A 25,921-nucleotide genomic window follows, 5' to 3' on the forward strand; every position below is an offset into this window, starting at 1 on the left:
GGCAAGGCATTGACTTAGGTAAGCCTTACCTTAGAGGATGTTGCCCATGGACTCCCTCTCGACACTCATCCGCACCGCGTCCCACGAGCAGCACGTGACGGCGGAGACCTCGACGTTCATGAGTGATCTACTGGGCGGCCGGCTCGGCGTGGCGGCGTACACGCGCTACACCGAGCAGCTGTGGTTCGTGTACGAGGCACTGGAGAGCGGGGCCGCGCGGCTGGCGTCGGACCCGGTGGCCGGGCCGTTCGTGCGGCCCGAGCTGTTCCGGCTGGCGGCGCTGGAGCGGGACCTCACGCACCTGCGCGGCGCCGGGTGGCGGACGGGGCTCACGGCGCTGCCGGCCACCGAGGAGTACGCGGCCCGGGTGCGGGAGTGCGCCGAGGCCTGGCCGGCCGGCTACGTCGCCCACCACTACACCCGCTACCTCGGCGACCTCTCCGGCGGCCAGATCATCCGCGACCGCGCGGAACGGACCTGGGGATTCGAGAAGAAGGGCGACGGCGTCCGCTTCTACGTCTTCGAGGACATCGCCAACCCCGCCGCCTTCAAGCGCGGTTACCGCGAACTCCTCGACGCGGTCGACGCCGACGACCTGGAGAAGCAGCGCGTCGTCACCGAGTGCAAGCGCGCCTTCGCCCTCAACACGGACATGTTCCACGCGCTCGGCGAGGAGTTCCCGCTCTCCGCGTGAGGGTCAGCCGGCCACGGAGCAGTACTCGTTCGTCCCCTGCCAGAAGCGGTACAGCTCCTGACCGCAGTACTGGTCGAAGTCGCCCACGCCCAGGCCGCGCAGCAGTGCGTCGATCACGTCGAAGAACGCGCTGTTGATCGACGGCACCCACAGCAGCGCGAAGACGAAGAGCAGGCCGAAGGGGGCGAACGGCTCCACCTGACGCTTGATGTTGTACGACAGCCAGGGCTCGATCACGCCGTAGCCGTCCAGTCCCGGCACCGGCAGGAAGTTCAGGATCGAGGCCGTGACCTGGAGCAGGGCGAGGAAGGCGAGGGCGTAGCGGAAGTCACGCGGCACGCCGTCCAGCGAGTGCAGCCAGAACGGCGCGGTGCAGACGGCGGCGAAGACCACGTTCGTCAGCGGGCCGGCCGCCGAGATGAGGCTGTGCCGCCAGCGGCCGTGGATCCGGCTGCGCTCGATGAAGACCGCGCCGCCCGGCAGACCGATCCCGCCCATGATCACGAACAGCACCGGGAGCACGATGCTCAGCAGGGCGTGCGTGTACTTCAGCGGGTTCAGGGTCAGGTAGCCCTTCGCGCCCACCGTGATGTCACCGCTGTGCAGGGCGGTGCGCGCGTGCGCGTACTCGTGCAGGCACAGCGACACGATCCAGGCCGCCGTCACGAACAGGAAGACGGCGACCCCGGGCTGCTCGGCGAACCCGGACCAGGTCGCCCACCCGGTGACGGCGGTGACGGCCAGGATCCCGACGAAGACGGGACTGATCCGCCGGTCGCTGTGGCGGGTGGTGGTGGCGGTCATGGGCAGGGCTCCTGGGGGCTGGGGCGGTCGACGCGGGTCCGACCGTACCTGGCGTGGCGAAAGAACGCGTCGGGTGCTGGGGAAATACCTCTCGGCGCAGGTGAAAACGGATCGCGACCGCCGTTCGGTTCCGGAAGGCTGGGGACATGCGACCGCCGAAGGCGTTGAGGGTGTTGAAGGTGTTCTACGAGGACTGGCAGATGGAGTGCTGCGGCACCCCGTTCGCGGTCGGCGACGAGGTGGCCTGGAAACTCGTCGCCTACCGGGCCGAGGCCCGCCGGGAGGGCGTCGGGTACGGCGCCGAGGCCTGGGTGGAGAACCATGGCGGTCCCGACCACCCCACCGCCGGCCGGGTCCGCGCCGTCGGCCTGGTCCGGGAGGAGTACCGCTTCCACCGGCCCGACCCGGTGCCGGCGCCGCCGGGGAAGGGGGTGGTGCTGCAGGGCACCGGACGCGGCCTGGAACCGGTGCCCGGGACCGTCACGACGACGTCCGTCGAAGCCTGCCCGAAGTGGTTCGGGGAGGTGGACCTCGGCACAGTGGACGGCCTGGGGCGGGTCCGCCGTATCTGCGGCGCCCTCGTCACGCTGGTCGCCCCGGACACGAGGCACGTCCTGCGCCCCTGACCTCCGTGGCGGCTCTCGACACCCCGCCGTCCGAACCCCGTGACCGCTCCTGACACCCCCAGGGACAATGGACCCCGTGCGCTACGCGATCCTCGGCACCACCCAGGTACTCCGCCCCGACGGCACGGCCGTCCCCGTGGGCGGTTCTCGGCTGCGGGCCCTGCTGACCGTGCTCGCGCTGCGGGCCGGGCGCGGGGTGCCGGCCGGGCTGCTCGTCGACGAGGTGTGGGGCGACGAACCACCCGTCGACGCGGCCGGCGCGCTCCAGGCCCTGGTCGGCCGGCTGCGCCGGGCGCTCGGCGCGGACGCGATCGAGTCCACCGACGGCGGCTACCGGCTCGCGGCCGCCCCCGACGACGTCGACCTGCACCGCTTCGAGCGGCTCACCGGCGAAGCCCTGCGCGCGCTCGCCGACGGCGACCCCGCCAAGTCGGCGACCGTCCTCGACGACGCCCTCGCCCTGTGGCACGGCCCGGCCCTGGCCGACCTGCCCGACCGCACCGCCGAGGCGGCCCGCGTCGACGTCCGCCGCGTGGACGCGCTGCGCGCCCGCCACACCGCCGCGCTCGCCCTCGGCCACGCCGAACAGGCCCTGCCCGAGCTGACCGCCCTGTGCGACGCCCACCCCCTGGACGAACCCCTTCAGACGCTGCGGCTGCGCGCCCTGCACAGCTGCGGCCGCACCGCCGAGGCGCTGGCCGCCTACGACGACGTACGACACCTGCTCGCCGACCGCCTCGGCTCCGACCCCGGGCCCGAACTGCGCGCCCTGCACCTCGAGTTGCTCGACCCGGCACCGGCGCGTGAGGAGCCGTCCCGGCCCGGCAACCTGCGCGCCCGGCTGACCTCCTTCGTCGGCCGCGAGAGCGACCTGGAGGCCATCCGGGGCGACCTCGCCGCCGCCCGCCTGGTCACCCTGCTCGGGCCCGGCGGGGCCGGCAAGACCCGGCTGTCCCAGGAGGCCGCCGAGACCGTGCGGCACGCCGCCCGGGACGGGGTGTGGCTGGCCGAGCTGGCCCCCGTCGACGACCCGGCCGACGTCCCCGAGGCGGTGCTCAGCGCGCTCGGCGCCCGCGAGACCGTGCTCTACGGCGCCGGCGCCGAGGGCATGCGGGCCGCCGCCGACCGGCACGACGACCCGGTCGAGCGGCTCGTCGACCACTGTTCCCGGCGCCGGATGCTGATCGTCCTCGACAACTGCGAGCACGTCGTCGACGCGGCGGCCGATCTGGCGGCCCGGCTCCTCGAGCGCTGCCCGGACCTGACGATCCTGGCCACCAGCCGTGAACCCCTCGGAGTCCCGGGGGAGTTGCTGCGCCCGGTGGAGCCGCTGCCCGATCCGGTGGCGCTGCGGCTGCTCGCCGACCGGGGCGGCGCGGCCCGGCCCGGCTTCACGGTCGACGCCGACGAGGAGACCGCGGCGGCCTGCGCCGAGATCTGCCGCCGCCTGGACGGTCTGCCCCTCGCCATCGAGCTGGCCGCCGCCCGGCTGCGGATGCTCACGCCCCGCCAGATCGCCGACCGGCTCGACGACCGCTTCCGCCTCCTCACCTCCGGCAGCCGTACCGTGCTGCCCCGCCAGCAGACCCTGCGCGCGGTCGTCGACTGGTCCTGGGACCTGCTCGACGCCGGCGAACGGGACGTCCTCGGCCGGCTCTCCGTCTTCGCGGGCGGCTGCGACCTGGCCGCCGCCGAGGCGGTCTGCGGCCTCGCCGCCCTCGACGCGCTCGCCTCCCTGGTCGACAAGTCCCTGGTCGTCGCCGCCCCTTCGGACGGGCAGGGGATGCGCTACCGGCTCCTGGAGACCGTCGCCGAGTACGCCGGGGCCCGCCTCGACGAGAGCGGCGATCGCGCCGACGCCGAGCGCGCGCACCTGACGTACTACCGCGAACTCGCCCGCACCACCGACCCGTTGCTGCGCGGCTCCGGTCAGCGGGCCGCCGTGGCCCGGCTGGAGCTGGAGTACGAGAACCTGCGCACCGCCATCCGCCACGCCATCGCCACCGGGGACGAGCAGGAGGCGCTGTGCCTGGCCCACTCCCTGGTCTGGTACTGGCAGTTGCGTGACAAGCGGGTCGAGACCCGCACCTGGTGCGCCGACATCATGGCCCTCGGCCCGGACCCCTTCGCCGAGCCGGTCCGCCGCGCGGAACCGGTCTGGCAGCGCGTGCACGACACCCCGCCGCCGTACACCGGGGAAGTCCTCGTCGAGGCCCGGCGTGGCGTCCATCTGGCTCATCTGGCCTGCATGGACACCGAGTTGGATGTCTGGCAGACCCCGGCCGCGCAGGCCAAGATGCGCGCCGTCGTCCAGGCCTACGAGCCCGGCCAGCCGCAGACCTGCCGGGCCCCGGGCATGTTCTGGTTCTTCGCCGTGATGCTGACCGGCGGCCTGGAGCAGCTGCGCACCATCGTCGACGCCGGCGTCGAGACCTCCCGTCGTACGCCCGGCTACGAGTGGGAACTCGCCGGCGCCCTCCAGCTGCGCGCCAACGTCTTCGCCAACTTCGCCACCTCGGCCGGTGCCGCCACCCGCGACGCCGACGAGGCCCTGAAGATCTTCCGGGGCCTCGGGGACGACTGGGGGACCGCCGAGGCCTTCTCCGCGCGCGCCGAGTCCCGGGAACGCATGGGGGAGTACCGGGAGGCAGCCGACGACTACGAGGCCGCCATCGAGTGCGCCGAACGGCTCGGCGCGCGCACCCAGGTCGCCGTGCTCAACGCCCGTCTCGGCATGGCGCTGCTCGAACTGGGTGAGATCGAGCGCGGTGAACGGCTGCTGCGCGAGGTGATCGCCGACCACGACAGCAGTCACAACGAGGCGATGCCCGCCGCCCGGCTCTTCCTCACCGTGTGGCTGCTGCTGACCGACCGGATCGCCGAGGCCCGCGAACAACTCCGGTTGTTGCGGGCCCAGTTCAAGATCTCGCACTTCGTCGTCTTCGACGCCATGATCCTCATCCAGGAGGCCTGGGTGGACGCCCTCGACGGCCACCACCCGGACGCCCTGGCCAAGCTGCGCGAGGCGATAGCGCACTCCGACGACCCGCTGGCCCAGACCATCACCCCGCACTCCGGCTCCTCCAGCCTGACCGTCGCCGCCTTCGCCCTGGCCGGCATGGACGACGGCGCCCGCGCCCAGGACGCCGCCCGCTGTCTGGGCGCCGCCGACGCCCTGCAGCCGGCCGGGCATGTCTCCTCCGGCATGGAACGCAGGCTGCACGCCCGCGCCGAGGCCCAGGTCCGCGCCGCACTCGACGACGACACCGCCTACGAGGCCGCGTACGCCGAGGGCGGTGGCCTCTCCCTCGCGGAGGCCACCGCCCTGCTCTGACCCGGGACCGGGTCACCGAACGTCAGCTCTTGGTACGGAACTTGTAGATCGCGTACGGTGCCGCCACCGCCGTGATCCCCACCGACCAGGCCAGCGTGATCCACAGGTCGTGGGCGACCGGGCCGCCGATCATCAGTCCGCGGGCCGCGTCGGCGAGCGTGGACAGCGGGTTGTAGTCGGTGAAGGCCTGCAGCCAGCCCGGCATCGACCGCGTCGGCGCGAAGATCGACGAGCCGAACTGCAGCGGGAACAGCACCAGGAACCCCATCGCCTGGACGGACTGCGCGCTCTTCAGGATCACGCCGAGGGTGAGGAACACCCACATGATCGAGGAGGCGAACACCGCGGACAGGCCCACGGCGGCGAACAGTCCGGCCCAGTGGGTGATGTGGAACCCGACCAGCACGGCGACGACCATCAGTACGGCGGTCGCGAACAGCATCCGCACCAGCTCGACGGAGATCTTCGCGAACAGCACCGAGCCGCGCCCGATCGGCAGCGACCGGAACCGGTCCATCACACCGGAGTTGAAGTCCTGGCTGAACCCGGTGCCGACGCCCTGCGAGAGCGTCATGCTCATCATCGCGATCATGCCCGGGATGACGTACTGGACGTAGCCGTCCTGGCCGCCGCCGAGGGCCTGCCCGATCGAGCCGCCGAAGACGTACACGAACAGCAGCGTGAAGACGACCGGCATCAACAGGGCGTCGAACATGGACTCGGGGTCCTGCCGGATCCACAGCAGGTTGCGGCGGATCAGGGCGCCGGTGTGCCGCAGATGCCCGCGCAGCGGGATCCGGGCGTCGTCGGCGCCCGGGGCGGTGGTGACGGCCGGGGTGGTGGTGACGGCGCTCATACGGCGACCTCCTCGCGGTCGTCAGCGGGGGTGGGGTCCTGCGGGGCACTGGCGCGGTGGCCGGTGAGGGACAGGAAGACCTCGTCCAGGCTGGGCAGTTCGGTGACGATGGAGCTGATGGTGATCCCGCGGGCGGTGACGGCGCCGACCACGGCGGTCAGCTGCTCGTCGCTGAGGATGGGCACCAGCAGGGTGCCCCGCTCGGCGTCCACGGTCGTACTGGCGAGCCCGGTGATCCCCAGCTCGTCGATCATGGTGGCGAGCGGCCGTACCTGCAGCGGGTCGACCGGCTGCACGCGCAGCGTCCGCCCGCCGACCTTGGCCTTCAGCTCCTCCACCTTGCCGCCGGCGATGACCTTCCCGCGGTCCACGACGGTCAGCTCGGAGGCGAGCTGCTCGGCCTCCTCCATGTACTGGGTGGTCAGCAGCACGGTCACGCCCTCGTCGACCATCGCCTTGACCTCGTCCCACACCTCGTTGCGGGTGCGCGGGTCGAGACCGGTGGTCGGCTCGTCGAGGAACAGCACCTGGGGGTGCCCGATCATCGAGGCGGCGAGGTCCAGCCGCCGGCGCATGCCGCCGGAGTAGGTGCCGGCCGGGCGCTTGGCGGCGTCGGTCAGCGAGAACCGCTCCAGCAGCTGGTCGGCCCGGGCCCGGGCGTCCTTGCGGGACAGGTCGAGCAGCCGCCCGATCATGTAGAGGTTCTCCCAGCCCGGCAGCTTCTCGTCGACCGAGGCGTACTGCCCGGTCAGTCCGATCACCCGGCGCAGCTGGCGGGGCTGGCGCAGGACGTCGTAGCCGGCGACGGTCGCCTGCCCGGCGTCGGGCTTCAGCAGTGTGGACAGGATCCGGACGATGGTCGTCTTGCCGGCCCCGTTCGGCCCGAGGACACCCATCACGGTGCCCTCGCGGACGTCCAGATCAACTCCGTCGAGAGCCTTGGTGTCGCCGTAGTGCTTCACCAGCCCCCGTACGGTCACGGCGGTGTTGTCGATTCGCGTCATGGGAAGAACCGTGCCAGGCCCCACCGACAAACCGCCGACAGGCCGCCGACACCGGCGTACGTCCCGCCGACAGCCCGCCGAACCGGCGGCCCGCCTGCAGGGGCGGCACACCGGCCGCCGGGACGACCGCCGTAACCACGAACCCCCTGACCACCGCAACCATCGATTGAGCAACCCCTACGGCGAGTACCACCTCCGCGAGAGCGGCGCCGTTTCAGGCGCAAAGGCCGGCCGGCCCGCCGACGGGGGAAGATCGGCGGGCCGGCCGTGGTGTTTCCGCAGTGGCTCTAGTGGACGGAGTGCTCCTCCAGCGGGAACGTTCCGCCGACGACGTCCTCGGCGTAGGCGCGGGCCGCGGTGCCCATGACCTCGCGCAGGTCCGCGTACTTCTTCACGAACTTCGGCACCCGGCCCGAGGTCAGGCCCAGCATGTCCGTCCAGACCAGCACCTGTGCGTCGGTCTCGGGACCGGCGCCGATGCCGACCGTCGGGATGTGCAGCACCCGGGTCACCTCGGCCGCCAGCTCCGCCGGGACCAGTTCGAGTACGACCGCGAACGCGCCCGCGTCCTGGACCGACTTGGCGTCACGCAGCAGCTGCTGGGCCGCCTCCTCGCCGCGGCCCTGTACGCGGTAGCCCATCGCGTTCACGGACTGCGGGGTCAGGCCGATGTGCGCCATCACCGGGATGCCGGACTCGACGAGCAGCCGGATCTGTTCGTGCGAGCGCTCGCCGCCCTCCAGCTTGACCGCGCCGACACCGGCCTCCTTCACCAGCCGGGTCGCCGAGCGCAGCGCCTGCACCGGGCCCTCCTGGTAGGAGCCGAAGGGGAGGTCACCGACGATGAGGGCACGCTGGGTGCCGCGGACCACGGCCGCCGACAGCATCGTCATCTCGTCCAGGGTGACGGGCACCGTCGACTCGTACCCGAGGTGGCAGTTGCCCGCCGAGTCGCCGACCAGGAGCACCGGGATCCCGGACTCGTCGAAGACGGACGCGGTCATCGCGTCGTACGCGGTGAGCATGGGCCACTTCTCGCCGCGTTCCTTGGCGAGGGCGATGTCGCGGACCGTGATGCGGCGGGTGCCCTTTCCCCCGTACAGCGTCCTGCTGCCGTCGGAGGGGTTGTTCTGCGCAGGCTGGGCAGCCGAGAGCTGCGTCATGGCAACGGCTCCTTCAATTCATCTCGAGGCACCCTGACGGTGTCCCCGGATCGCTTCCATGGTGGCACTTCGTGCCGTCCTCGGCCAGAGGACCGTCGTGTGATCCATCGGTCACCCCTCTTGCGTAAGGCCTCGGTAAAGGAATTCAGATACGAGACGGTGCCGTATTGAAATGGCCCTAGGCTCCTCGTCATGACAACTCCTGCCGACCACGCTCCAACCGGCCCGCGCATACCCGAGGAGGTGCACCGGCGCCGCTGGGCGATCCTCGGCGTGCTCATGCTGAGCCTGCTGATCGTGGTGCTCGACAACTCGATCCTGAACGTCGCCATCAAGACCATCTCCACCCCCGCCCCGACCGGCCTGGGCGCCACCCAGAGCCAGCTGGAGTGGGCGATCAACGCCTACACCCTGGTCTTCGCGGGCCTGCTGTTCACCGCCGGCCTCATCGGCGACCGGCTCGGCCGCAAGAAGGTGCTGATCGGCGGCCTCGTCGTGTTCGGCGTCGGCTCCGCCCTGGCCGCCGAGTCCGGCTCCCCGGGCCAGCTGATCGCCTACCGCGCCCTGATGGCCCTCGGTGCCGCCTTCGTGATGCCCGCCACCCTCGCCGTCCTGATGAACGTCTTCGAGCGTCAGGAACAGCCCAAGGCCATCGGCATCTGGGCCGGCGGCGTCGGCCTCGCCATCGCGATCGGCCCGATCACCGGCGGTGTGCTGCTCGACCACTTCTGGTGGGGCTCGGTCTTCCTCGTCAACGTGCCGATCGTGATCGTCGCGCTCGCGCTGATGGTGTGGCTGGTGCCCGACTCCCGCGACCCGCGCCCGGGCCGCCTCGACCCCGTCGGCGTGGTGCTCTCCGTCGTCGGCCTGGTCCTGCTGGTCTACGGCATCATCAAGGGCGGCGAACTCGCCGACTTCACCGACGCCAAGGTGCTCGCGACCATCATCGCCGGCGTGGTGGTGCTCGCCGGCTTCGTGATCTACGAGATGCGCAGCGACCACCCGTCCCTGGACGTCACCTACTTCAAGAACAAGGTCTTCTCGTCCGCCATGGCCGCCATCGCGCTGGTCTTCTTCGCGCTGATGGGCGTGACCTTCTTCTCCGTCTTCTACACCCAGAGCGTGCGCGGCTACTCGCCGCTGCAGTCCGGTCTGCTGCTGCTCCCGCTGGCCGTCGCCCAGCTGATCTTCGCGCCGCGGGCCCGGCTGGTCGTGGACCGGATCGGCAACAAGGCCACCACCACCGCGGGCCTGGTGCTGATCGCGGCGATGCTGGGCATGTTCGCCACCTTCGAGGCCGACACCCCGATCTGGCTCCTGGAAGTCGTCTTCTTCCTGATGGGCACCGGCATGGCGCACATCATGACGCCGACCTCGGTCGTCATCATGCAGGCCCTGCCCCGGGAGAAGGCCGGTTCCGCCTCCGCGCTCAGCAACACCTTCCGCCAGGTCGGCGGCGCTCTCGGTATCGCCGTCCTCGGCTCGGTGCTGTCGACGTCGTACCGCAACGGCATCGAGGGCAAGCTCGGCGCGCTGCCGCCCGGGCTGCGCGGGACCGCCGGCGAGTCCATCGAGGCCACGCTGGGTGTCGCCCAGAAGCTCGGGGCGCAGGGCAAGGCCCTGGTCACGCCCGCCAACGACGCCTTCCTGCACGCCATGCACATGACCGCCCTGTGCGGTGTGGGCGTCGCGCTGCTCGGTGCCGTGGTCACCGCCCTCTTCCTGCCGGGCAAGCCGCCGGCCGGTCAGCAGGGCGAACGGGAGCAGGAGTTGGTCGCCGCCGCGGAGTGAGCGGGCACACACGGTAAGACGCGGATCCACGGGGGGAGGCTTGGGCTGCGGGAGAATTCCCGCAGCCAGTGAGAGGACGGTATGACGTGAGGCTTGCCGACAGTCGGCCGCGGTCCGTGGGTCCGGCCCGGGGCCGTCCCCGCAGCGAGGCGGTGGAGAGCGCCATCCTGGAAGGGGTGATGAAGCTCCTCGAGGACGGTGTCCCGCTCGCCGAACTGTCCATCGAGCGGATCGCCCGGACCGCCGGCGTCGGCAAGGCCACCATCTACCGCCGCTGGAACGGCAAGGAGGAGCTCTTCGTCGACGTCATGCGCGCCGCCGAGCCCCCCGACCCCGAACTCCCCGGCACCTCCATGCGCGACGACCTCGTCGTCCTGCTCGAATCGCTGCGCCGACGCGGGCTGATGAACCGTTCGTCGGCGATCCTGCACAACGTGTACGCCCAGATGAAGAGCAGCCCCCGCATCTGGAACGCCTACCACGTCAACGTCGTCAACCCGCGGCGCGAACTCGGCAAGGAAGTACTGCGCCGCGGCCAGCGCAACGGCGAACTCCGCGCCGACATCGACATCGACCTGGCCAACGACATGTTCACCGGCCCGATGCTGCTCAGGGCGATCCTGCGCCCGGACGCGGAGCTCCCCGAGGGCCTGGCCGAACACATCGTCGACTCGGTACTGGCCGGCCTACAGCCCGTCAGCTCCTCGGAGCCGGAGCCGGAGCCGGAGCCGGAGCCGGAGCCGTAAGTGCTGTTGCTGTTGCCGTCGGTGGAATGTGCTCGGTGGAATGTGCTCGTTTTGTCACAGTCCACCCCGACCGGGCGGTAACCGGAACCCCTCCGGCCGACTTGTTCGTCCTCGTCTTCCGTACGGCCGTCATGTGACGGCGGGATCGGAGCCGATCATCCCCTAGGGTCGTATCCCGGGGGACGACGGTGTGCACGGCAGGTTGTGAGGCAGGCGGTATGGCGCAGCAGGCGTACATGACGGAGACGGACAACGGCGGCTCGGGGCCCGAGCGTCGGGGAGACCGGTTCCGGCGCCTGGTGAACCGCCTGCTGACCGGCTGGCGCGACGACCCACGCATCTGGCGCCGGGGCCTCGTCCTCGCCGTCATCGCCCTGCTGCTGGCCGGCGTGATGCTGATGCACTCCCGTATCCCCAACACCATCGGCAACCTCGGCAGTCTCACCGAGACGTTCCTGCCCTGGCTGGGCCTGCTGATCCCGGTGCTGGTGCTGCTCGGCGTCCTGCGCAAGTCGGCGACCGCGCTCATCGCCGTCCTTCTCCCGGCGATCGTCTGGCTGAACCTGTTCGGCGGGCTGCTCACCGACAAGTCCGGTACCGGCGGCGACTTCACGGTCGCCACGCACAACGTGAACGCCGAGAACCCCGACCCGACCGGCACCGCCGACCGGCTCGCCACGTCCGGTGCCGACGTGGTGGCCCTGGAGGAGCTGAAGGCGTCGGCCGTACCGGCGTACGAGAAGGCGCTGGCGTCGACGTACAAGTACCACGCGGTCGAGGGCACCGTGGGGCTGTGGAGCAAGTACCCGCTGACCGGCGTGAAGGCCGTCGACATCAAGCTCGGCTGGACGCGTGCGATGCGTGCCACGGTGGCCACGCCGGAGGGGGCCCTCGCGGTCTACGTCGCCCATCTCCCCTCGGTGCGGGTGAAGATGAACGCCGGGTTCACCGCCCGGCAGCGGGACACGAGCGCCGACGCGCTGGGCGAGGCCATCGCCGACGAGAGCCTGCCGCGGGTGATCCTCCTCGGTGACCTCAACGGCACGATGAACGACCGTTCCCTCAACGGCGTCACCTCGCAGCTGCGCTCCACGCAGGGCGCGGCGGGCAGCGGGTTCGGGTTCAGCTGGCCGGCCGCGTTCCCGATGGCCCGGATCGACCAGATCATGGTCAAGGGCGTGGAACCGGAGAGCTCCTGGACCCTGCCGAGGACGGGCAGCGACCACCTCCCGGTCGCGGCACGTGTGAACCTGACCACATCGGATTAGCGAAAGCTCCTGGTCAGGCCAGCTCTGCTGTCTTTGTAAGGACAATCGGACGCCGGGCTGTAACCTGCCGGAATACTTCGCCTGGGACGCTTTGTTCCGTAACTGAACTTAAACACGTCAGTACGGAACCCCGCTTCCCGAAAGGCAAAGCCCTCCCATGCCCCTGGCCCTGCTCGCCCTGGCCGTCGGCGCTTTTGGTCTCGGCACCACCGAGTTCGTGATGATGGGCCTGCTGCCCGACGTCGCCGACGACCTGCACATATCGATCCCCACCGCCGGGCACCTGGTCTCGGCGTACGCGCTCGGCGTCGTCATCGGCGCCCCGCTCCTTGCCGCGCTGACCGCGCGCATGCCCCGCCGCACGGTCCTGATCTCCCTGATGGCCCTGTTCGTGGCGGGCAACGCGCTGTCGGCCCTGGCCCCCACGTACGGCTGGTTGCTCGCCGCCCGCTTCCTGAGCGGCCTGCCGCACGGCGCGTTCTTCGGCGTCGGCGCCGTGGTCGCCACCAGCCTGGTGGCACCGGAGCGCAAGGCCCGCTCGGTCTCCCTGATGTTCATGGGCCTGACGGTCGCCAACATCGCGGGCGTCCCCGTCGCCACCCTCATGGGCCAGCACCTGGGCTGGCGGGCCACCTTCCTGGGCGTGAGCCTGATCGGCGTCGCCGCGATGGCCGCGGTCGCGCTGCTGATCCGAGGCGCCGACACCCCGGCCCCGGTCTCCGGCCTGCGTGGCGAACTGACCGCCCTGCGCTCCCTCCCGGTCTGGCTCGCCCTCGCCACGACCGTCGTCGGCTTCGGCGCCCTCTTCTCCGCGTACAGCTACATCACGCCGATGCTGACGGACTCCGCCGGGTACGCCGACTCCGACGTGACCCTGCTGCTGGCGCTCTTCGGCGTCGGCGCCACCGCCGGCAACCTGATCGGCGGCCGTCTCGCCGACCACGCGATGCGCGGCACACTCTTCGGCGGCCTGGCCTCCATGGTCGCGGTGCTGTTCCTCTTCCCCGTCCTGATGCACGCGCAGTGGAGCGCGGCCCTTGCGGTGACGCTGCTCGGTGTGGCCGCCTTCATCACCGGCTCGCCCCTCCAGCTGATGGTCATGGAACGCGCCGCCGCGGGCCCCTCCCTCGCCTCCTCCGCCAACCAGGCCGCCTTCAACCTCGCGAACGCGGGCGGCGCCTGGCTCGGCGGCATCGCCCTGGCAGCGGGCTTCGGCGTCACGTCCCCGGCCCTGGCGGGCGCGGCCCTCACGGTCCTGGGCCTGGGGGTGGCCGGCGTGGCGTTCGCGGTGGACCGGCGGCGTGATGTCCCGTCGGCGGGCCGCGAATGGGTGATCGCGTCGTATGTCCCGGACTCCACGGAGCCGGTGCGCTCCTGACCGACGTCGCCCCCGTGCCGGACACCGATACGTCTCCGGCCGGGGGCGCTGCCGCGCCGTGGGCGAGGCAGCGGGTCTGCCGTCGCCCGCCGTGGACAGCCAGGCTCATCGTGCCGAGGCGACGAAGTGAGCCTTCGGCAGGTCCTCCCTCTCGAACTGGGCGCGGTCCATGCCGCAGAGGGCGGCGAGCTTTTGGCGGGGTACTCGCGCGAAAGGGCGCAGTACATGGTTCCGGCGGGCCCGGGTCAGCTGCACGAGCAGGGATTCCCCCATTCCGGTGGAGCCGATGCGGTTCGAGACGAGGGGGCGGTCACCCACGCCCGAGCGGTCGCGCATTCGCTGGGGCTTGAACATGTATTTCTCGGTGAGCCGAAGGTGCACGGCGCTGTACTTGGCGTTCGCCGCGAGCAGGAAATACCAGGCGGCCAGTTGTGGATGCTCGTCGGCGGTGCGGGCGAGGTCGGCGGGCGAGGCCGCGGTGAGAGCGGGGGCGCTGATTCCCAGCGAGCCGAGGAGACTGACGGGCAACGGGGGGCGAGTGACGCACCTGTCGAGTTCGGTCCGTTCGCTGTCGAGCAGTGCCGGGTACATACGCCGGACATGCCGGTCGTATTCGGGGAAGTCGATACCCAGCAGCAGGTCCCGGCGGAGGAATTCCGAGTCCTGTGCCCCGCTGGGCGGTATGTCTCCCGGTCGCCAGTGCGCCAAGAACTGCCTGAAGACATCCAGGAAATGCCCGGTGTCCAGTCCGCCGTTCCCCGGCGGAGTGGACAGGAAGTCCTCGCTGAGCCGAATCAGCGAGGACATGAGCCGTGCCGCTGCCAGCGCTCGCCCTGCCGCCTCCGGGGACCGGATGTCCGTCGTCCCCAGGGCCACGGGTTCGAGTGTGTCGTTGACGGCCAGCTCAAGGGCCTCGGACTTCTTCAGCAACTCGAAGAAGGCGTACTCGCCGGGATTCCCGGTGTACGTTCTGATGTTCAGATCCGGAAAGCTGCCGGGCAGGACCGCGAGGGTCTGGCCGTCGAGTTCCACCCGCGTGGTCGGAGCGTTCCAACGGACCAGCGAGGCATAGCAGTCGCGATCGGCGTGCCCGGTGCCGGTGGCCGCGGCGAGTTCGGCGAAGTATCCGAGGAAGGGTGTCCCGGTCGCCCCGACGGGGAGTCGGTCGAATGAATCGCTCGGTCGTTGCTTGAGTGACAGGTCCGCTTCCTGGCGATGCCGCGCCACCGACGCGCCGACCAGGTCCAGCAGCACCAGCATTCGGCGCGCGTCAGCGGCCGGGAGGACCTCCGCGGGCGGCAGCGTGTCGAGGAACTCGAAGCGAAGCTGCGCTATCGAGGCCTCCGGGCTCCCGGCTCCGGACAGGACAGCGCGATTCAATTGGGGAAGTTCGACGAGTATCCACTTGTTCCAGTGTTTCCAGTCCACTTGAAGCGCTCCCTGTTCACAAGGAAATGTTCATCGAGTCTTTACCCGAAGTGTCCCGTCATCGACTTTGACGACGCGCGGCAAGATTCCCGGTGTCAGGTGGGCGCAAGAACGCTGGTCGGAACGATTTCGACACCGAGAAAGCCAGCCGATAGAAGTCACCCGTGTTTACCAGCGGCACATGGGGAATCGTCAAGAGTCCCTATTTCGGTGACTGGACAACAGGCCGCGACAGCCTCTGGGGCGACCGTCCAGGTCTTCCGCCCGCGGACGAAGACATGGCCGGACAACTCGATCAGGCCCCCTCGGGGCCTCCCTCAAGTCGGGGCAACGCAAAGGGGCGTGGGGTTCTCCGGAGAGAAGGCCCCACGCCCCTCGGTCAAGCCGTGCAGCGGATCAGTGCTTGTGGTGCGCCTTGTACGACTCCACGTAGCCGCCCGCCGGCGAGCCCACGCCCGTGACGTCGTCGTAGCCCTTCACCGCGGACAGGGAGCTGTCCTTGCCGAGGCTGCGGACCGAGTACAGCAGGCCGCCGGTGGCGTCGTAGCCGTTGGCGAAGTCGACGCGGGCGACCGCGAGGTCCTTGCCGGTCGGCTTGTCGGTGACGTCGTGGAAGACGCCCTTCTTGCCGTACTTGGCGTAGATCGACGGGTTGGCGAAGCCGATCGCCTTGCCGCCGGCCGCCTCCTGGGCGAGCGCCTGGACCGCCGCGATGGTCGGCGCGGCCAGCGAGGTGCCGCCGATTCGGTACTCGCTGTACGCCTGGGTGCCGTCCGCCTGGGTCTGCGTCTGGCCGACGAGGAAGCCGGTGTTCGGGTCGGCGATCGCCGCGATGTCCGGGACCACGCGGTTGCCGGAGGCGCTGTTGGCCTTGGCGAGCGAGTTCGGGACGACGCCCTTCTGGTAGTAGGGCTCGGCGACCGTCGCGCTGGTGCCGCCGCCCGCACCGGAGGTGAACGCACCCGGGAAGTCCGTCCAGCTCTTGCCGTCGGTCGACAGGGTCGCCTTCTCGGTGCCCCAGCCGGTCTCCCACAGGTACTTGTCGCCCTTGCCGACGGCCAGCGAGGTACCGCCGACCGCCGTCACCCAGGCGGAGTTGGCCGGGGTGTCGACCTGCTTCGTGTTCGTGTTGGCGACCTCGTCGCCGTTGTCACCGGAGGAGAAGTAGAAGCCGATGCCCTGCACCGCGCCCAGCTGGAACACCTGGTCGTAGGCGGCCGCGAGGTCCGGGGTCTGGTTGGCCTCGATGTCGCCCCAGGAGTTGGAGACGATGTCGGCGAGGTGGTTGTCCACCACCTTGCTGAGCGAGTCCAGCAGATCGTCGTCGTAGCAGGAGGCGGCGCCCACGTAGGTGACGTCGGCGTCCGGCGCGACCGCGTGTACGGCCTCGACGTCCAGGGTCTCCTCGCCGTACCAGCCAGCGGCCTTGCACTCGTCGGTCTTGGTGTAACTGCCCGGCAGCACCTGGTGCAGCTGGCTGGTCTTCCAGGCCGCGTCGCCGTTCTTCTTGGCGTAGGTGCCGGCGTCGAAGGCGATGGTCGGCGAGGCGTACGCGTCGGTGATCGCGACGCGCACGTTCTTGCCGGTGTACTTGCCGGCGCCGTAGGCGGCCCGCAGCTGCTTGCCGGTGTAGCCCTTGACGGCGTACGGGATCTTCGATCCGTAGGCCGACGGCAGCGTGCTCGCGGTGTTCGAGCCGTAGTACGACGAGAACGGGCCGGAGTTCTTGAACACGGCGTCCGGGGGCGGCAGCGTGTCGTCGTGGGTGGCCGTGTGCGGCGCGCTGTCCAGGCCGGTGACGGTCAGGATCGAGCTGCTCACGGCCGCCGGTACCGACGCGGTCTTCTGCGGCGCGCGGTAGGTCTTCGAGCCCTTGGCGTAGTTGTGCAGCTGGGTGCCGAAGGCCTGCTCGACGGCGGACACGTCGCCGGAGACGGCTATGTAGTGCTGGGTGACGTCGGTGACCTTCAGGCCGGAGGCGGTCAGCCAGGACTTGACGGCCTTCACCTGGGCCGCGGTGGCGCCGAAGCGGGCCTGCGCCTGCTTGGGGCTGAGGTACTTGCCGTAGTACGGCGAGCTGGGGTCGGACACGGCCTTCGCGTAGGCCGCGAGGCCACTCGCGTTCCGGCCGGCCAGGTAGACGCGGGCCTTGACCTGCGCGCTGTTGGAGGTGGCGCCCTTGTCCGCCTTGGCCGTGGCCCAGGTGGGCTTGGTGCCCTTCAGGGTGTCACGGGCCGGGCTGTCCGCGGCGTGCGCCGCGGGTATGCCGAGTGCGAGCGCGCCGGCGATCATCGGCAGTGTCGCTGCCATGCTCACGCTGGCCCGCACCTTGGCACGGTTCGATCTCATACTGCCCCCTGCTATGCGGTTCGACGCATGGAGTGGTCGGTCAGGCGTGATCATCAGGAGGCCAGCGGCGGAACGGCCCGTGAATGGATCACACGATGGGGGTCACTCTTGCGGTGAACTGTTCATGCCAGGGGAATGAAAAGGCCAAGGAAACCCCAAGTGAGCGTTGCTTAGGGGCCTTTGGCCGGATTTCGAGGCCGTACCAAACGTTACGGATCGATTGCGATTGCTCGTAAGCCCTTGCGGTGCCGTTAAGTCGACAAATCCCCCACCTTGTACGTCAGTTCAGTCGCGCGGCGCGGCGCCCCGCTCCTTCAGCATCTGCGCCATCGCCGTCAACTCCGACTGCTGCGCGTCCACCATGCCCTGGGCGAGGCTCTTCTCCACTCCGACGGTGCACTTGGCCACACACCCCTCGGCCATGTGGATGCCGCCCTTGTGGTGGTCCGTCATCAGCTGCAGATAGAAGATCTCCGCCTGCTTGCCGTTCAGCGTCCCCAGCTTCTTCAGCTCGGTGTTGGTCGCCATGCCCGGCATCAGCGAACCGTCCTTGCCGGAGGCCATGTCGCCCATGCCCATCCAGGTCATCGGCGGATCGGCCGACACCTTCGGCAGCCCCCACAGGTCCAGCCAGCCCAGCAGCATGCCGCGCTGGTTGGCCTGCGTCTGCGCGATGTCGTAGGCGAGCCGCCGTACGTCGGCGTTCTTCGTCCGGTCGCGCACGATGTACGACATCTCGACGGCCTGCTGGTGATGGACCGCCATGTCCCGCGCGAACCCGGCGTCCGCCGAGCCGGCGCTCGGGACCGCACCGCCACCGCCGTCGCCGTCCTCGCCCGCGACCGCGTAGGTGATCGCGCCGGCCGCCACCAGCACCGCCACCGCGGAGCCCGCGATGAGCACCGACCGCATCACTGGCCCTTACCGCCCGTGCACGCGGCACCCGGCTCGGGCGTCTGCTTGCCCTGCACGAACTCCTCGAAGAACTTGCCCACGTTCGGGTCGGCGGCCCCGGTCACGGTGCGCTGGTGCGCCCACGCCGTCAACATGATCGGGTCCTTCTGCTTGTCGTCCGGGCTCATCAGCGTGTACGGCGTCTGCTTCACCTTCGCCGCGAGCGCGTCGACGTCGGCCTTCTTCGCCTTGCTGTTGTACGTCACCCAGACCGCGCCGTGCTCCAGCGAGTGCACGGCGTTCATGTCGTCGAGCGCCTTGGTGTAGACGTCGCCGTTGCAGTTCTGCCAGACCGGGTTGTGGTTGCCGCCCACCGGAGGCTCGGTCGGGTAGTGCACGGTCGTCGTCACGTGCGTCCGGCCCAGCGTGCCCTTCCAGGTGTTCACCCCGTCCTTGCCGGTCACGAAGTGCCCTGAGGTCTTCGCGTCGGCCGCCGTGGAGTCGTCACCGGACTGGTTCTTCACCAGCACCACACCGCCGACCACGAGGCCGGCGACGACCACCACGCTCGCGGCGATCGTGAGGATCCGGTTGCGACGCTCACGCGCCTGCTCCGCGCGCCGCATCTGCTCTATGCGCGCCTTGCGTTCGGCGTTGCTGCTCTTCTTCGCGGAACCCATGGGGTGTGTCCTTCTGGGGGGTAAGGGGTGTGAAAGGTGGGCCAGCTGATCGTAATCGGGAGAGGGGGTCAGCCGTAGGGAGGGCACAGGAAAGACCTGGAAATGCCGGTGGTTCGACAGGAAACCGATAACCGGGACGTGGGGGCGCGGGTGGGCGTGGCCGGCGTCGGGTGCGGGGTGTCAGGAGCGGGTGCGGGGTGTCGGGAGCCGAGTGCCCGGGGGGTTTGCAACTGATATTCATGTTCACGGGCCTGCTGTATTCATGTGCATGGCCCTGGTGTGACGTGCGCCGGAATCGAATCGGCCATTACGGATGTCGGTGCGAGCAGGCAAGATGGGCGCCAGGGCGGTACACCTGCCGTATGGGAGCCGTTCAGGCCGAGGACGCCGGGGCGATCATGGTCCGCAACGCGCATGAAATGCTGTTGTGGTGTGATGCTCAGGTGCCCGACCGCCTCCTGTGGGACCGGGAGCAGGCGGCCTGACCAGCAAGGATGGGGAAGCGGAAGATGGACAAGCAGCAGGAGTTCGTGCTCCGGACCTTGGAGGAGCGGGACATCCGGTTCGTACGCCTGTGGTTCACGGACGTGCTGGGCTTCCTCAAGTCCGTCGCCGTGGCCCCGGCCGAGCTGGAACAGGCCTTCGACGAGGGCATCGGCTTCGACGGCTCCGCGATCGAGGGCTTCGCCCGGGTCTACGAGTCCGACATGATCGCCAAGCCGGACCCGTCCACCTTCCAGGTCCTCCCGTGGCGCGCGGAGACCCCCGGTACCGCCCGCATGTTCTGCGACATCCTGATGCCGGACGGCTCCCCGTCCTTCGCGGACCCGCGCTACGTCCTCAAGCGGGCCCTGGCCCGCACCTCCGACCTGGGCTTCACCTTCTACACCCACCCGGAGATCGAGTTCTTCCTCCTGAAGGACCGCCCGCTGGACGGCTCCCGCCCGATCCCGGCCGACAACTCGGGCTACTTCGACCACACCCCCACCAACGTCGGCATGGACTTCCGCCGCCAGGCGATCACCATGCTGGAGTCGATGGGCATCTCGGTCGAGTTCTCCCACCACGAGGGCGCCCCGGGCCAGCAGGAGATCGACCTCCGCTACGCCGACGCGCTCTCCACGGCGGACAACATCATGACGTTCCGCCTGGTCATGAAGCAGGTGGCGCTGGAGCAGGGCGTGCACGCGACCTTCATGCCGAAGCCGTTCTCCGAGCACCCCGGCTCGGGTATGCACACCCACCTCTCCCTCTTCGAGGGCGACCGGAACGCGTTCTACGAGTCGGGCGCGGAATTCCAGCTCTCCAAGGTCGGCCGCTCCTTCATCGCGGGCCTGCTGAAGCACGCGGCGGAGATCTCGGCGGTCACCAACCAGTGGGTGAACTCCTACAAGCGCATCTGGGGCGGCTCCGAGCGCACCGCGGGCGCCGGCGGTGAGGCTCCCTCCTACATCTGCTGGGGCCACAACAACCGCAGCGCGCTGGTCCGGGTCCCGATGTACAAGCCCGGCAAGACGGGCTCGGCCCGTGTCGAGGTCCGCTCCATCGACTCCGGGTCCAACCCGTACCTGGCCTACGCCCTCCTGCTGGCGGCCGGCCTCAAGGGCATCGAGGAGGGCTACGAGCTCCCGCCGGGCGCCGAGGACGACGTCTGGGCCCTCTCCGACGCGGAGCGCCGCGCGATGGGCATCGAGCCCCTCCCGCAGAACCTCGGCGAGGCCCTCACCCTGATGGAACGCAGCGACCTGGTCGCCGAGACCCTCGGCGAACACGTCTTCGACTTCTTCCTCCGCAACAAGCGCGCCGAATGGCACGAGTACCGCAGCGAGGTCACCGCCTTCGAGCTGCGGAAGAACCTGCCGGTGCTGTAGGGGCGGGTCGGGGCGCGTTCTCGGGGCCTCGGTGCGAGGGTCGGCGGTCGTGGATCGCCGGCCCTTTCGCGTTCGGGGCGGACGCGTGGTGAACAGGGCGTGGCCGCCGTACAACCAACACCCGACCTCGCGTGTCTTCTGCACGCCCGGACGAAGATCCGGCTGATCGTGTGGGAGAGAAATGCACATCCGTACGGCCGCGGCCGCCACCGCGGGCACCCTGGCGGTGCTTGCCCTGTACGCCCCCGCCGCGCAGGCGGACGCCCACAAGGGCGACACCGCCTTCACGTCGGTGACCTTCAGTAGGTCCGCCGTCCACCTCGGCGTCAGCGCGGCGCAGAACCTGACGGTCACGGCGACCGCCAAGGACAACTCCGGTATCAAGGGCATCTACGGCGGCAAGCTGGTCAGCCCTGACCGCCGCATCGCCTTTCCCGAGAGCGCCTCCTGCACCAGGCCCTCGTCGACGACTATGAAGTGCGTCTGGAAGTACGTCCTGGACCCGAACGGCGCCGACTACGAGAACCTCAAGAACGCCGACGCGGGCACCTGGCACCTCGACGCCGAGGTCGCGGCCAAGGACGGCGACTTCTACACGCTGGACACCAGCAAGTCGGTCAAGGTCACGCGCTATGCCAAGCTCACCGCCACCCAGGCGGGCCCCGAGCCCGTGGTCAAGGGGCACTCGCTCACCGTGACCGGGACCCTGACCCGCGCCGACTGGAACACCGGCGCCTACGTCGGCTTCGGCGCCCAGCACGTCGCCCTCCAGTTCAAGAAGGCCGGCTCCTCGACTTACAGCACCGTCAGGACGGTGACCACGGACGGCGGCGGGAAGCTGAGGACGACCGTCACCGCGAACTCGGCCGGCACCTGGCGCTGGAAGTTCGCCGGTACCGGCACCACCGGCGCGGCCACCGCGACCGGGGACGGCGTGGCCCTGGAGTGACCCGCTCGGGCCACCCGTGGCGGACCGGCTCCCAGGCGCTCGGGAGCCGGTCCGTGCCGCCTGGGTCAGGGCATGTACGCCGGTGACACCGCCGCCGTGGCGATGCGGTGGGGGGTGCCGGTGCCGTCCGCCGGGAGTCGGTAGAGGTCGGCTCCGTAGTCGCCGGGGAGGGCGTAGACCAGGGTGTGGTCGTCGCGCCAGACCGCCTGGTCGTCGACGCTGCGGGGCTCCGCCAGGGGGGTCTCGCGCATCGTGCGCAGGTTCAGGACGTACAGGTGCCAAGGCGCGTCCTTCGGGAGGCCCTTGACGCGCTTCTTGTAGGCGATGCGGGTGCCGTCGGGGGAGAGGGACGGGCATTCGACGTTCGGGTGGAGCGTCGTGACCGTGCGGGTGCGCAGGTCCCCGCGGACCAGGTAGGTCGAGCCCTTGGTCGCGAGTGTGGCGTAGAAGGTGCGGTCGTCGGACGCGAACGTCACGCCCCAGAAGTTGGTGTCCGCGGAGTGGTGGACGTGGCCGTCCTTCACGACGCGGAACGCCTCCAGGGAGGGGATCAGGGCGCCCGTCCGGGTGTCGGCGATCGCCGTACGCGTGGAGAAGTTCGTGCCCGCGTACGAGTCACCGCCCACGAACGCCGTCCAGGCCGCGAAGTGGCCGGTGGGGGAGACCCGGGCGCGGGACGGGATGCCCGGGACGTCGTAGCGGGCGGTGGCGTGCAGCCTCGCGTCCAGGATCAGGGCGCGGTAGGTGTCCGAGACCGGGCCGTGGACGGCCTGGAGGCAGACGCCGGTGCCCGCGGCCGCGTAGAAACGCAGGCACTTGACGCCCGACGCGGTGCGCGGGGCGGACGGGGCCGACGCCGGGACCGTCGTCAGTTCGTCCCGGTGCGGGCCCCACGCCATGTTGCGGAAGACCATGCGGCCGGGGGTGGTCAGGGCGACCGTCCCCGCGGTGACCTTCGGGCCGCCCGCCTGGGTCTGGTCGCGGCGCTCCGCCCGTGCCGACGCGTGCAGGACGGCGGCCAGGGCGACGGCCGCCAGCACCGCGAGCGCCGAGAGCAGGATCAGGACGCGGGAGCGGAGGGTCAGCGGGGTCATGCGGCGGCCTTCCGGAAGGGGCGCAGGGAGACGGCGTACCCGGCGCAGGCGGCCAGCGCGGCCGTGGCCAGCAGCAGCGCCGTACGGTCGCCCCACAGCGTCCACGCCGCACCGAACGCCAGTGAGCAGGCGAAACGTGCCCCCGCCTGGCCCGTCTGGACCAGCGCGAGGCCCGACGAGCGCAGCGCCTCCGGCACGCTGTCCGAGGCGGCCGCCATCAGCACTCCGTCGGTCGCCGCGTAGAACGTGCCGTGCAGGGCGAGCACCGCACAGGGCAGGGCTGTGCCGTGCCAGGACGTGAGCAGCAGGGCGTAGGCCAGGAGCAGGGCTCCGTGGCCGGTCAGGAAGACCCGCCAGCGGCCCCAGCGGTCCGCCAGGCGGCCCAGGGGGACGGCCAGCAGGAGGAACGCGGCCGCCGTACCGAGGGGGAGAAGGGCGAACCAGCGGTCCGGGACGCCGAGCCGGCGTTGCAGCAGCAGGTAGACGAAGGAGTCGCTGACGGTCGCCAGGCCCAGGAGCAGGGCGCAGACGGTGATCCGGCGCAGGTCGCGGTGGGTGAGCAGGGCGAGCGCCGCGCGGAGGGTGGGGCGGGTGGCGGAGGGGGCCGGGCCGGTGCGTCCGCCACCCGGGACGAACAGCACCAGGACCAGTACCCCGACCACCGCCACGCAGAAGCTCACCGTGAACACCGCGTCGTAGCCGTCCACCGTCGCCCGCAGGATCAGGAACGCCGCCAGGGGGCCGAGCAGGGCGCCCGCCGTGTCCATCGCCCGGTGTACGCCGAAGGCACGGCCCCGGGTCTCGGGGGTGCTGGAGAGGGAGATCAGGGCGTCGCGCGGAGCCGTGCGCAGGCCCTTGCCGGTGCGGTCCGCCGCGAGGACCAGGCCGATGGGGGTGAGGGTGTGGGCGATCAGCAGCAGGGGTTTGCAGAGGGCCGACAGGGCGTAGCCCGCGCCCGCCACCCACTTGTGCCGGCCGCCGCCGCGGTCGGCGAGGTGGCCGCCGACCAGGCGTACGACCGCCGAGAAGCCGTTGTAGACGCCGTCCAGGAGGCCGAAGCCCAGCGGCGACAGGCCCAGGCCCGCCACCAGGTACAGCGGGAGGACCGCTGTCACCATCTCGGAGGAGACGTCCGTGATCAGGCTGACCGTGCCGAGGGCGAGGACGGTGGGAGCGACCGCGGTGCGGTACCGCCCGGCCGGTGACGGCCGGGCGGTACCTTCCGCGGACGCCGCCGGAGTGCTCGCGCGGCTGTCCGCTACATACACGTCAGGACGCCCAGATCCCGGTGATGTCGTCGGCCGAGGCCGCGTTGCCCGCGTGCGCGCTCAGGCCCTGGCCGTCCTCCAGGGTGCGCAGCAGGTCGTAGTGGTTGTAGGTGGTGGAGGAGGTCGACCCCGCCTTGACCGGCTGTCCGTACAGGACTGTCGGGATGCGGTTGCCGGCCAGGCGGTTGTCCTCGTCCATGGTGACGACGAGGAGGCTGTTGTGGGTCTTGGCCCAGGTCGCGTAGGCGCCGAGCTTGTTCTTCAGCCAGGTGTCACCGGTGGACACCGAGCAGTCGTGCATGTCGCTGCACAGGTTGGGGGTCACGAAGGAGAGCTGGGGCAGGGTGGTGTAGTCGGTGGGGAACTGGGTGAACGTCTTCGCGGTCGACGTCGGTACGTTGCTGAAGCCGAACCACGGGTTGTGCTTGCGCGCGTAGTCGCCGCTGCTGCACGTGGTCGAGCCCTGGCTGGGCAGGGTCTCGTTGTAGCTGGCCCAGGTGCGGCCGGCCGCGAGCTGTTCGGAGGCCAGGTTCGCCGCCGAGGAGAAGCCCGCGGTGTAGCAGCCGTCGTCGGTGATGCCCTGGGTGGCGCCGGAGAACAGGGCGAAGTAGTTGGGCTGGCTCGGGTGGGTCTCGGCGTACATCTGGGTCAGGTTGGCGCCGCCGGTCGCCAGCGAGTTGATGTAGGGGGCGCTGGAGGAGCCGATGACCTGGCTGTAGGCGTGGTTCTCGAAGACCACGACGATCACGTGGTCCGGGGTCGGTACGGCACTCGCGGCGTGCGCGGACGTGCCGCCGAGCCCGGTCCACAGGCCGATCGCGGCCGCGGTGAAGGCGGTGGCGGAGGCCACCGTCGTACGGGCGCGGCGCAGCATCGCCGAACGTGCGGAACTGCCGGACACATCAACCTCCGGTGCTGTGGGGGCGAAGGGGTGGTGGCGGTGCGGACAGAGCATGCACACGCCAATAATCCCCCCGTCCCACCGCGCCCGGCCAGACTGATGAAGAGCGGGTGAACTGCTCCTGTCAGTGGGTCAGTCGGGCCCCCTTCTCCGGAGGCTGCTCACCGGTCCGCCCGGTCCGCCCGGTCCTGCCAGGTCCACTTCGTCTGGCTGAACGGCTCGCCCTTGCCGAAGCCCAGGACCTTGTGGGGCCGCACCGCGAAGACCAGGGCCCGGCCGGGTCCGTGCTGGAAGTGGCCGTCGGCCACCTCGTAGTGCCAGGCGGGGCCGTACTTCGCCGTCCAGGCCGCCGCCAGCTCGCGCAGCCGGCCGTCGTCGGTGACCCGCACCGCCGCGCCCTCGACGGTCAGGTCGTACCCCTGGGCCCAGCTGTTGGTGCCCGTGGTCAGGACGACGTGCGGGTTCCCGGCGAGGTTGTGCGCCTTGCGTTCGCCGGGGCCGGTGCTGAAGTGCAGGGCGCCGTCGTGCCACACCGCGAGCAGCGGAGTGACATGCGGCCGCCCGTCCGGCCGTACCGTGGTGAGCCAGAACAGCTCGGCGCCGGTGAGCAGCTTCTCCGCCTCGGACCAGTCGTGGGCCCGGGTGCCGGGGCTGCTGTAGCGGGCGTCCAGCACACCCTCGGGTTCGCGCATGATGCCTCCTTCGGTTCTCCTGCCGGTGCACACCCGGTACAGACCACGATCCCGCCGGAAACTCATCGGCGCCCGTGCCGGGGTCTGCGGTTAGGCTCTGGCGTGGACGACCTTGATCCGGTTCTCGATCC

The 25,921-nt window shown here is 70.5% G+C and carries 22 protein-coding genes; 10 read left to right on the forward strand and 12 right to left on the reverse strand.

Annotated features, from left to right (window positions below):
• The first annotated feature begins 46 nt into the window (after nucleotides 1–46).
• On the forward strand, nucleotides 47–694 hold the full coding sequence (locus ACWDGI_RS16960) for a biliverdin-producing heme oxygenase (RefSeq protein WP_450759709.1): 648 nt from the start codon (nucleotides 47–49) through the stop codon (nucleotides 692–694).
• Nucleotides 695–697: 3 nt separating this feature from the next.
• On the opposite strand, the gene ACWDGI_RS16965 is transcribed toward ACWDGI_RS16960, so the two are convergent.
• On the reverse strand, nucleotides 698–1,498 hold the full coding sequence (locus tag ACWDGI_RS16965) for a site-2 protease family protein (RefSeq protein ID WP_450759711.1): 801 nt from the start codon (nucleotides 1,496–1,498) through the stop codon (nucleotides 698–700).
• Between the two features lie 146 nt (nucleotides 1,499–1,644).
• Between ACWDGI_RS16965 and ACWDGI_RS16970 the strand changes: the two genes are divergently transcribed.
• A complete protein-coding gene (locus ACWDGI_RS16970; RefSeq protein WP_450759713.1) occupies nucleotides 1,645–2,124 on the forward strand; it encodes a DUF6578 domain-containing protein in 480 nt (159 codons plus the stop codon).
• Between the two features lie 67 nt (nucleotides 2,125–2,191).
• The gene (locus ACWDGI_RS16975) at nucleotides 2,192–5,458 is read left to right on the forward strand and encodes a BTAD domain-containing putative transcriptional regulator (protein ID WP_450759715.1); all 3,267 of its coding nucleotides are present in this window, start codon (nucleotides 2,192–2,194) and stop codon (nucleotides 5,456–5,458) included.
• Nucleotides 5,459–5,480: 22 nt separating this feature from the next.
• Here the strand turns inward: ACWDGI_RS16975 and ACWDGI_RS16980 are convergent, their stop codons facing one another.
• From ACWDGI_RS16980 to panB, 3 genes are all read right to left on the reverse strand, one after another.
• A complete protein-coding gene (locus tag ACWDGI_RS16980) occupies nucleotides 5,481–6,314 on the reverse strand; it encodes an ABC transporter permease (protein ID WP_450759717.1) in 834 nt (277 codons plus the stop codon).
• Nucleotides 6,311–7,318 (reverse strand): ATP-binding cassette domain-containing protein, encoded by a 1,008-nt coding sequence (locus ACWDGI_RS16985; RefSeq protein WP_450759718.1) that lies wholly within the window; start codon nucleotides 7,316–7,318, stop codon nucleotides 6,311–6,313. The genes ACWDGI_RS16980 and ACWDGI_RS16985 overlap by 4 nt, the downstream gene beginning before the upstream one ends.
• A 287-nt stretch (nucleotides 7,319–7,605) precedes the next feature.
• The gene (gene panB, locus ACWDGI_RS16990; protein WP_450759720.1) at nucleotides 7,606–8,481 is read right to left on the reverse strand and encodes a 3-methyl-2-oxobutanoate hydroxymethyltransferase; all 876 of its coding nucleotides are present in this window, start codon (nucleotides 8,479–8,481) and stop codon (nucleotides 7,606–7,608) included.
• Between the two features lie 192 nt (nucleotides 8,482–8,673).
• Here panB and ACWDGI_RS16995 point away from each other — a divergent pair, with 192 nt between their 5' ends.
• The 4 genes from ACWDGI_RS16995 (at nucleotide 8,674) to ACWDGI_RS17010 (ending at nucleotide 13,664) form a co-directional block, all read left to right on the forward strand.
• Nucleotides 8,674–10,272, forward strand: coding sequence for an MFS transporter (locus tag ACWDGI_RS16995; RefSeq protein ID WP_450759722.1), 1,599 nt, complete (start codon nucleotides 8,674–8,676; stop codon nucleotides 10,270–10,272).
• An 86-nt stretch (nucleotides 10,273–10,358) separates the two neighbouring features.
• Nucleotides 10,359–11,018, forward strand: coding sequence for a TetR/AcrR family transcriptional regulator (locus ACWDGI_RS17000; protein WP_450759724.1), 660 nt, complete (start codon nucleotides 10,359–10,361; stop codon nucleotides 11,016–11,018).
• 218 nt (nucleotides 11,019–11,236) lie between these two features.
• Nucleotides 11,237–12,286, forward strand: a complete 1,050-nt coding sequence (locus tag ACWDGI_RS17005) for an endonuclease/exonuclease/phosphatase family protein (protein WP_450759726.1) — start codon at nucleotides 11,237–11,239, stop codon at nucleotides 12,284–12,286.
• A gap of 157 nt (nucleotides 12,287–12,443) precedes the next feature.
• Nucleotides 12,444–13,664: an MFS transporter gene (locus ACWDGI_RS17010; RefSeq protein WP_450759728.1), complete on the forward strand. Its 1,221-nt coding sequence runs from the start codon at nucleotides 12,444–12,446 to the stop codon at nucleotides 13,662–13,664.
• Nucleotides 13,665–13,769: 105 nt separating this feature from the next.
• On the opposite strand, the gene ACWDGI_RS17015 is transcribed toward ACWDGI_RS17010, so the two are convergent.
• From ACWDGI_RS17015 to ACWDGI_RS17030, 4 genes are all read right to left on the reverse strand, one after another.
• Complete coding sequence (locus tag ACWDGI_RS17015) at nucleotides 13,770–15,044, reverse strand: hypothetical protein (RefSeq protein ID WP_450759730.1); 1,275 nt, start codon at nucleotides 15,042–15,044, stop codon at nucleotides 13,770–13,772.
• Nucleotides 15,045–15,488: 444 nt separating this feature from the next.
• On the reverse strand, nucleotides 15,489–17,402 hold the full coding sequence (locus tag ACWDGI_RS17020; protein ID WP_450760063.1) for a S53 family peptidase: 1,914 nt from the start codon (nucleotides 17,400–17,402) through the stop codon (nucleotides 15,489–15,491).
• Between the two features lie 324 nt (nucleotides 17,403–17,726).
• Nucleotides 17,727–18,353 (reverse strand): DUF305 domain-containing protein, encoded by a 627-nt coding sequence (locus tag ACWDGI_RS17025; RefSeq protein ID WP_450759731.1) that lies wholly within the window; start codon nucleotides 18,351–18,353, stop codon nucleotides 17,727–17,729.
• Nucleotides 18,353–19,015 carry a DUF3105 domain-containing protein gene (locus ACWDGI_RS17030; RefSeq protein WP_450759733.1) on the reverse strand — a complete coding sequence of 221 codons (663 nt, stop codon included), beginning with the start codon at nucleotides 19,013–19,015 and terminating at the stop codon, nucleotides 18,353–18,355. Before ACWDGI_RS17030 ends, ACWDGI_RS17025 begins: the two co-directional genes overlap by 1 nt.
• 362 nt (nucleotides 19,016–19,377) lie before the next feature.
• Between ACWDGI_RS17030 and ACWDGI_RS17035 the strand changes: the two genes are divergently transcribed.
• From ACWDGI_RS17035 to ACWDGI_RS17045, 3 genes are all read left to right on the forward strand, one after another.
• Nucleotides 19,378–19,500: a hypothetical protein gene (locus ACWDGI_RS17035; RefSeq protein WP_450759735.1), complete on the forward strand. Its 123-nt coding sequence runs from the start codon at nucleotides 19,378–19,380 to the stop codon at nucleotides 19,498–19,500.
• Between the two features lie 24 nt (nucleotides 19,501–19,524).
• On the forward strand, nucleotides 19,525–20,886 hold the full coding sequence (locus tag ACWDGI_RS17040) for a glutamine synthetase family protein (protein WP_450759737.1): 1,362 nt from the start codon (nucleotides 19,525–19,527) through the stop codon (nucleotides 20,884–20,886).
• Between the two features lie 181 nt (nucleotides 20,887–21,067).
• Nucleotides 21,068–21,835: a calcium-binding protein gene (locus ACWDGI_RS17045; RefSeq protein WP_450759739.1), complete on the forward strand. Its 768-nt coding sequence runs from the start codon at nucleotides 21,068–21,070 to the stop codon at nucleotides 21,833–21,835.
• Nucleotides 21,836–21,900: 65 nt separating this feature from the next.
• Here ACWDGI_RS17045 and ACWDGI_RS17050 read toward each other — a convergent pair whose 3' ends face one another.
• The 4 genes from ACWDGI_RS17050 to ACWDGI_RS17065 form a co-directional block, all read right to left on the reverse strand.
• The gene (locus ACWDGI_RS17050; RefSeq protein ID WP_450760065.1) at nucleotides 21,901–22,920 is read right to left on the reverse strand and encodes a TolB family protein; all 1,020 of its coding nucleotides are present in this window, start codon (nucleotides 22,918–22,920) and stop codon (nucleotides 21,901–21,903) included.
• 5 nt (nucleotides 22,921–22,925) lie between these two features.
• Nucleotides 22,926–24,197: an MFS transporter gene (locus ACWDGI_RS17055; RefSeq protein WP_450759740.1), complete on the reverse strand. Its 1,272-nt coding sequence runs from the start codon at nucleotides 24,195–24,197 to the stop codon at nucleotides 22,926–22,928.
• A gap of 1 nt (nucleotide 24,198) precedes the next feature.
• Nucleotides 24,199–25,071, reverse strand: coding sequence for an alkaline phosphatase family protein (locus tag ACWDGI_RS17060; RefSeq protein ID WP_450760067.1), 873 nt, complete (start codon nucleotides 25,069–25,071; stop codon nucleotides 24,199–24,201).
• Nucleotides 25,072–25,259: 188 nt separating this feature from the next.
• The gene (locus ACWDGI_RS17065; RefSeq protein WP_450759742.1) at nucleotides 25,260–25,790 is read right to left on the reverse strand and encodes a pyridoxamine 5'-phosphate oxidase family protein; all 531 of its coding nucleotides are present in this window, start codon (nucleotides 25,788–25,790) and stop codon (nucleotides 25,260–25,262) included.
• Between the last annotated feature and the right edge of the window lie 131 nt (nucleotides 25,791–25,921).

The organism is Streptomyces sp. NPDC001220, assembly GCF_053597895.1.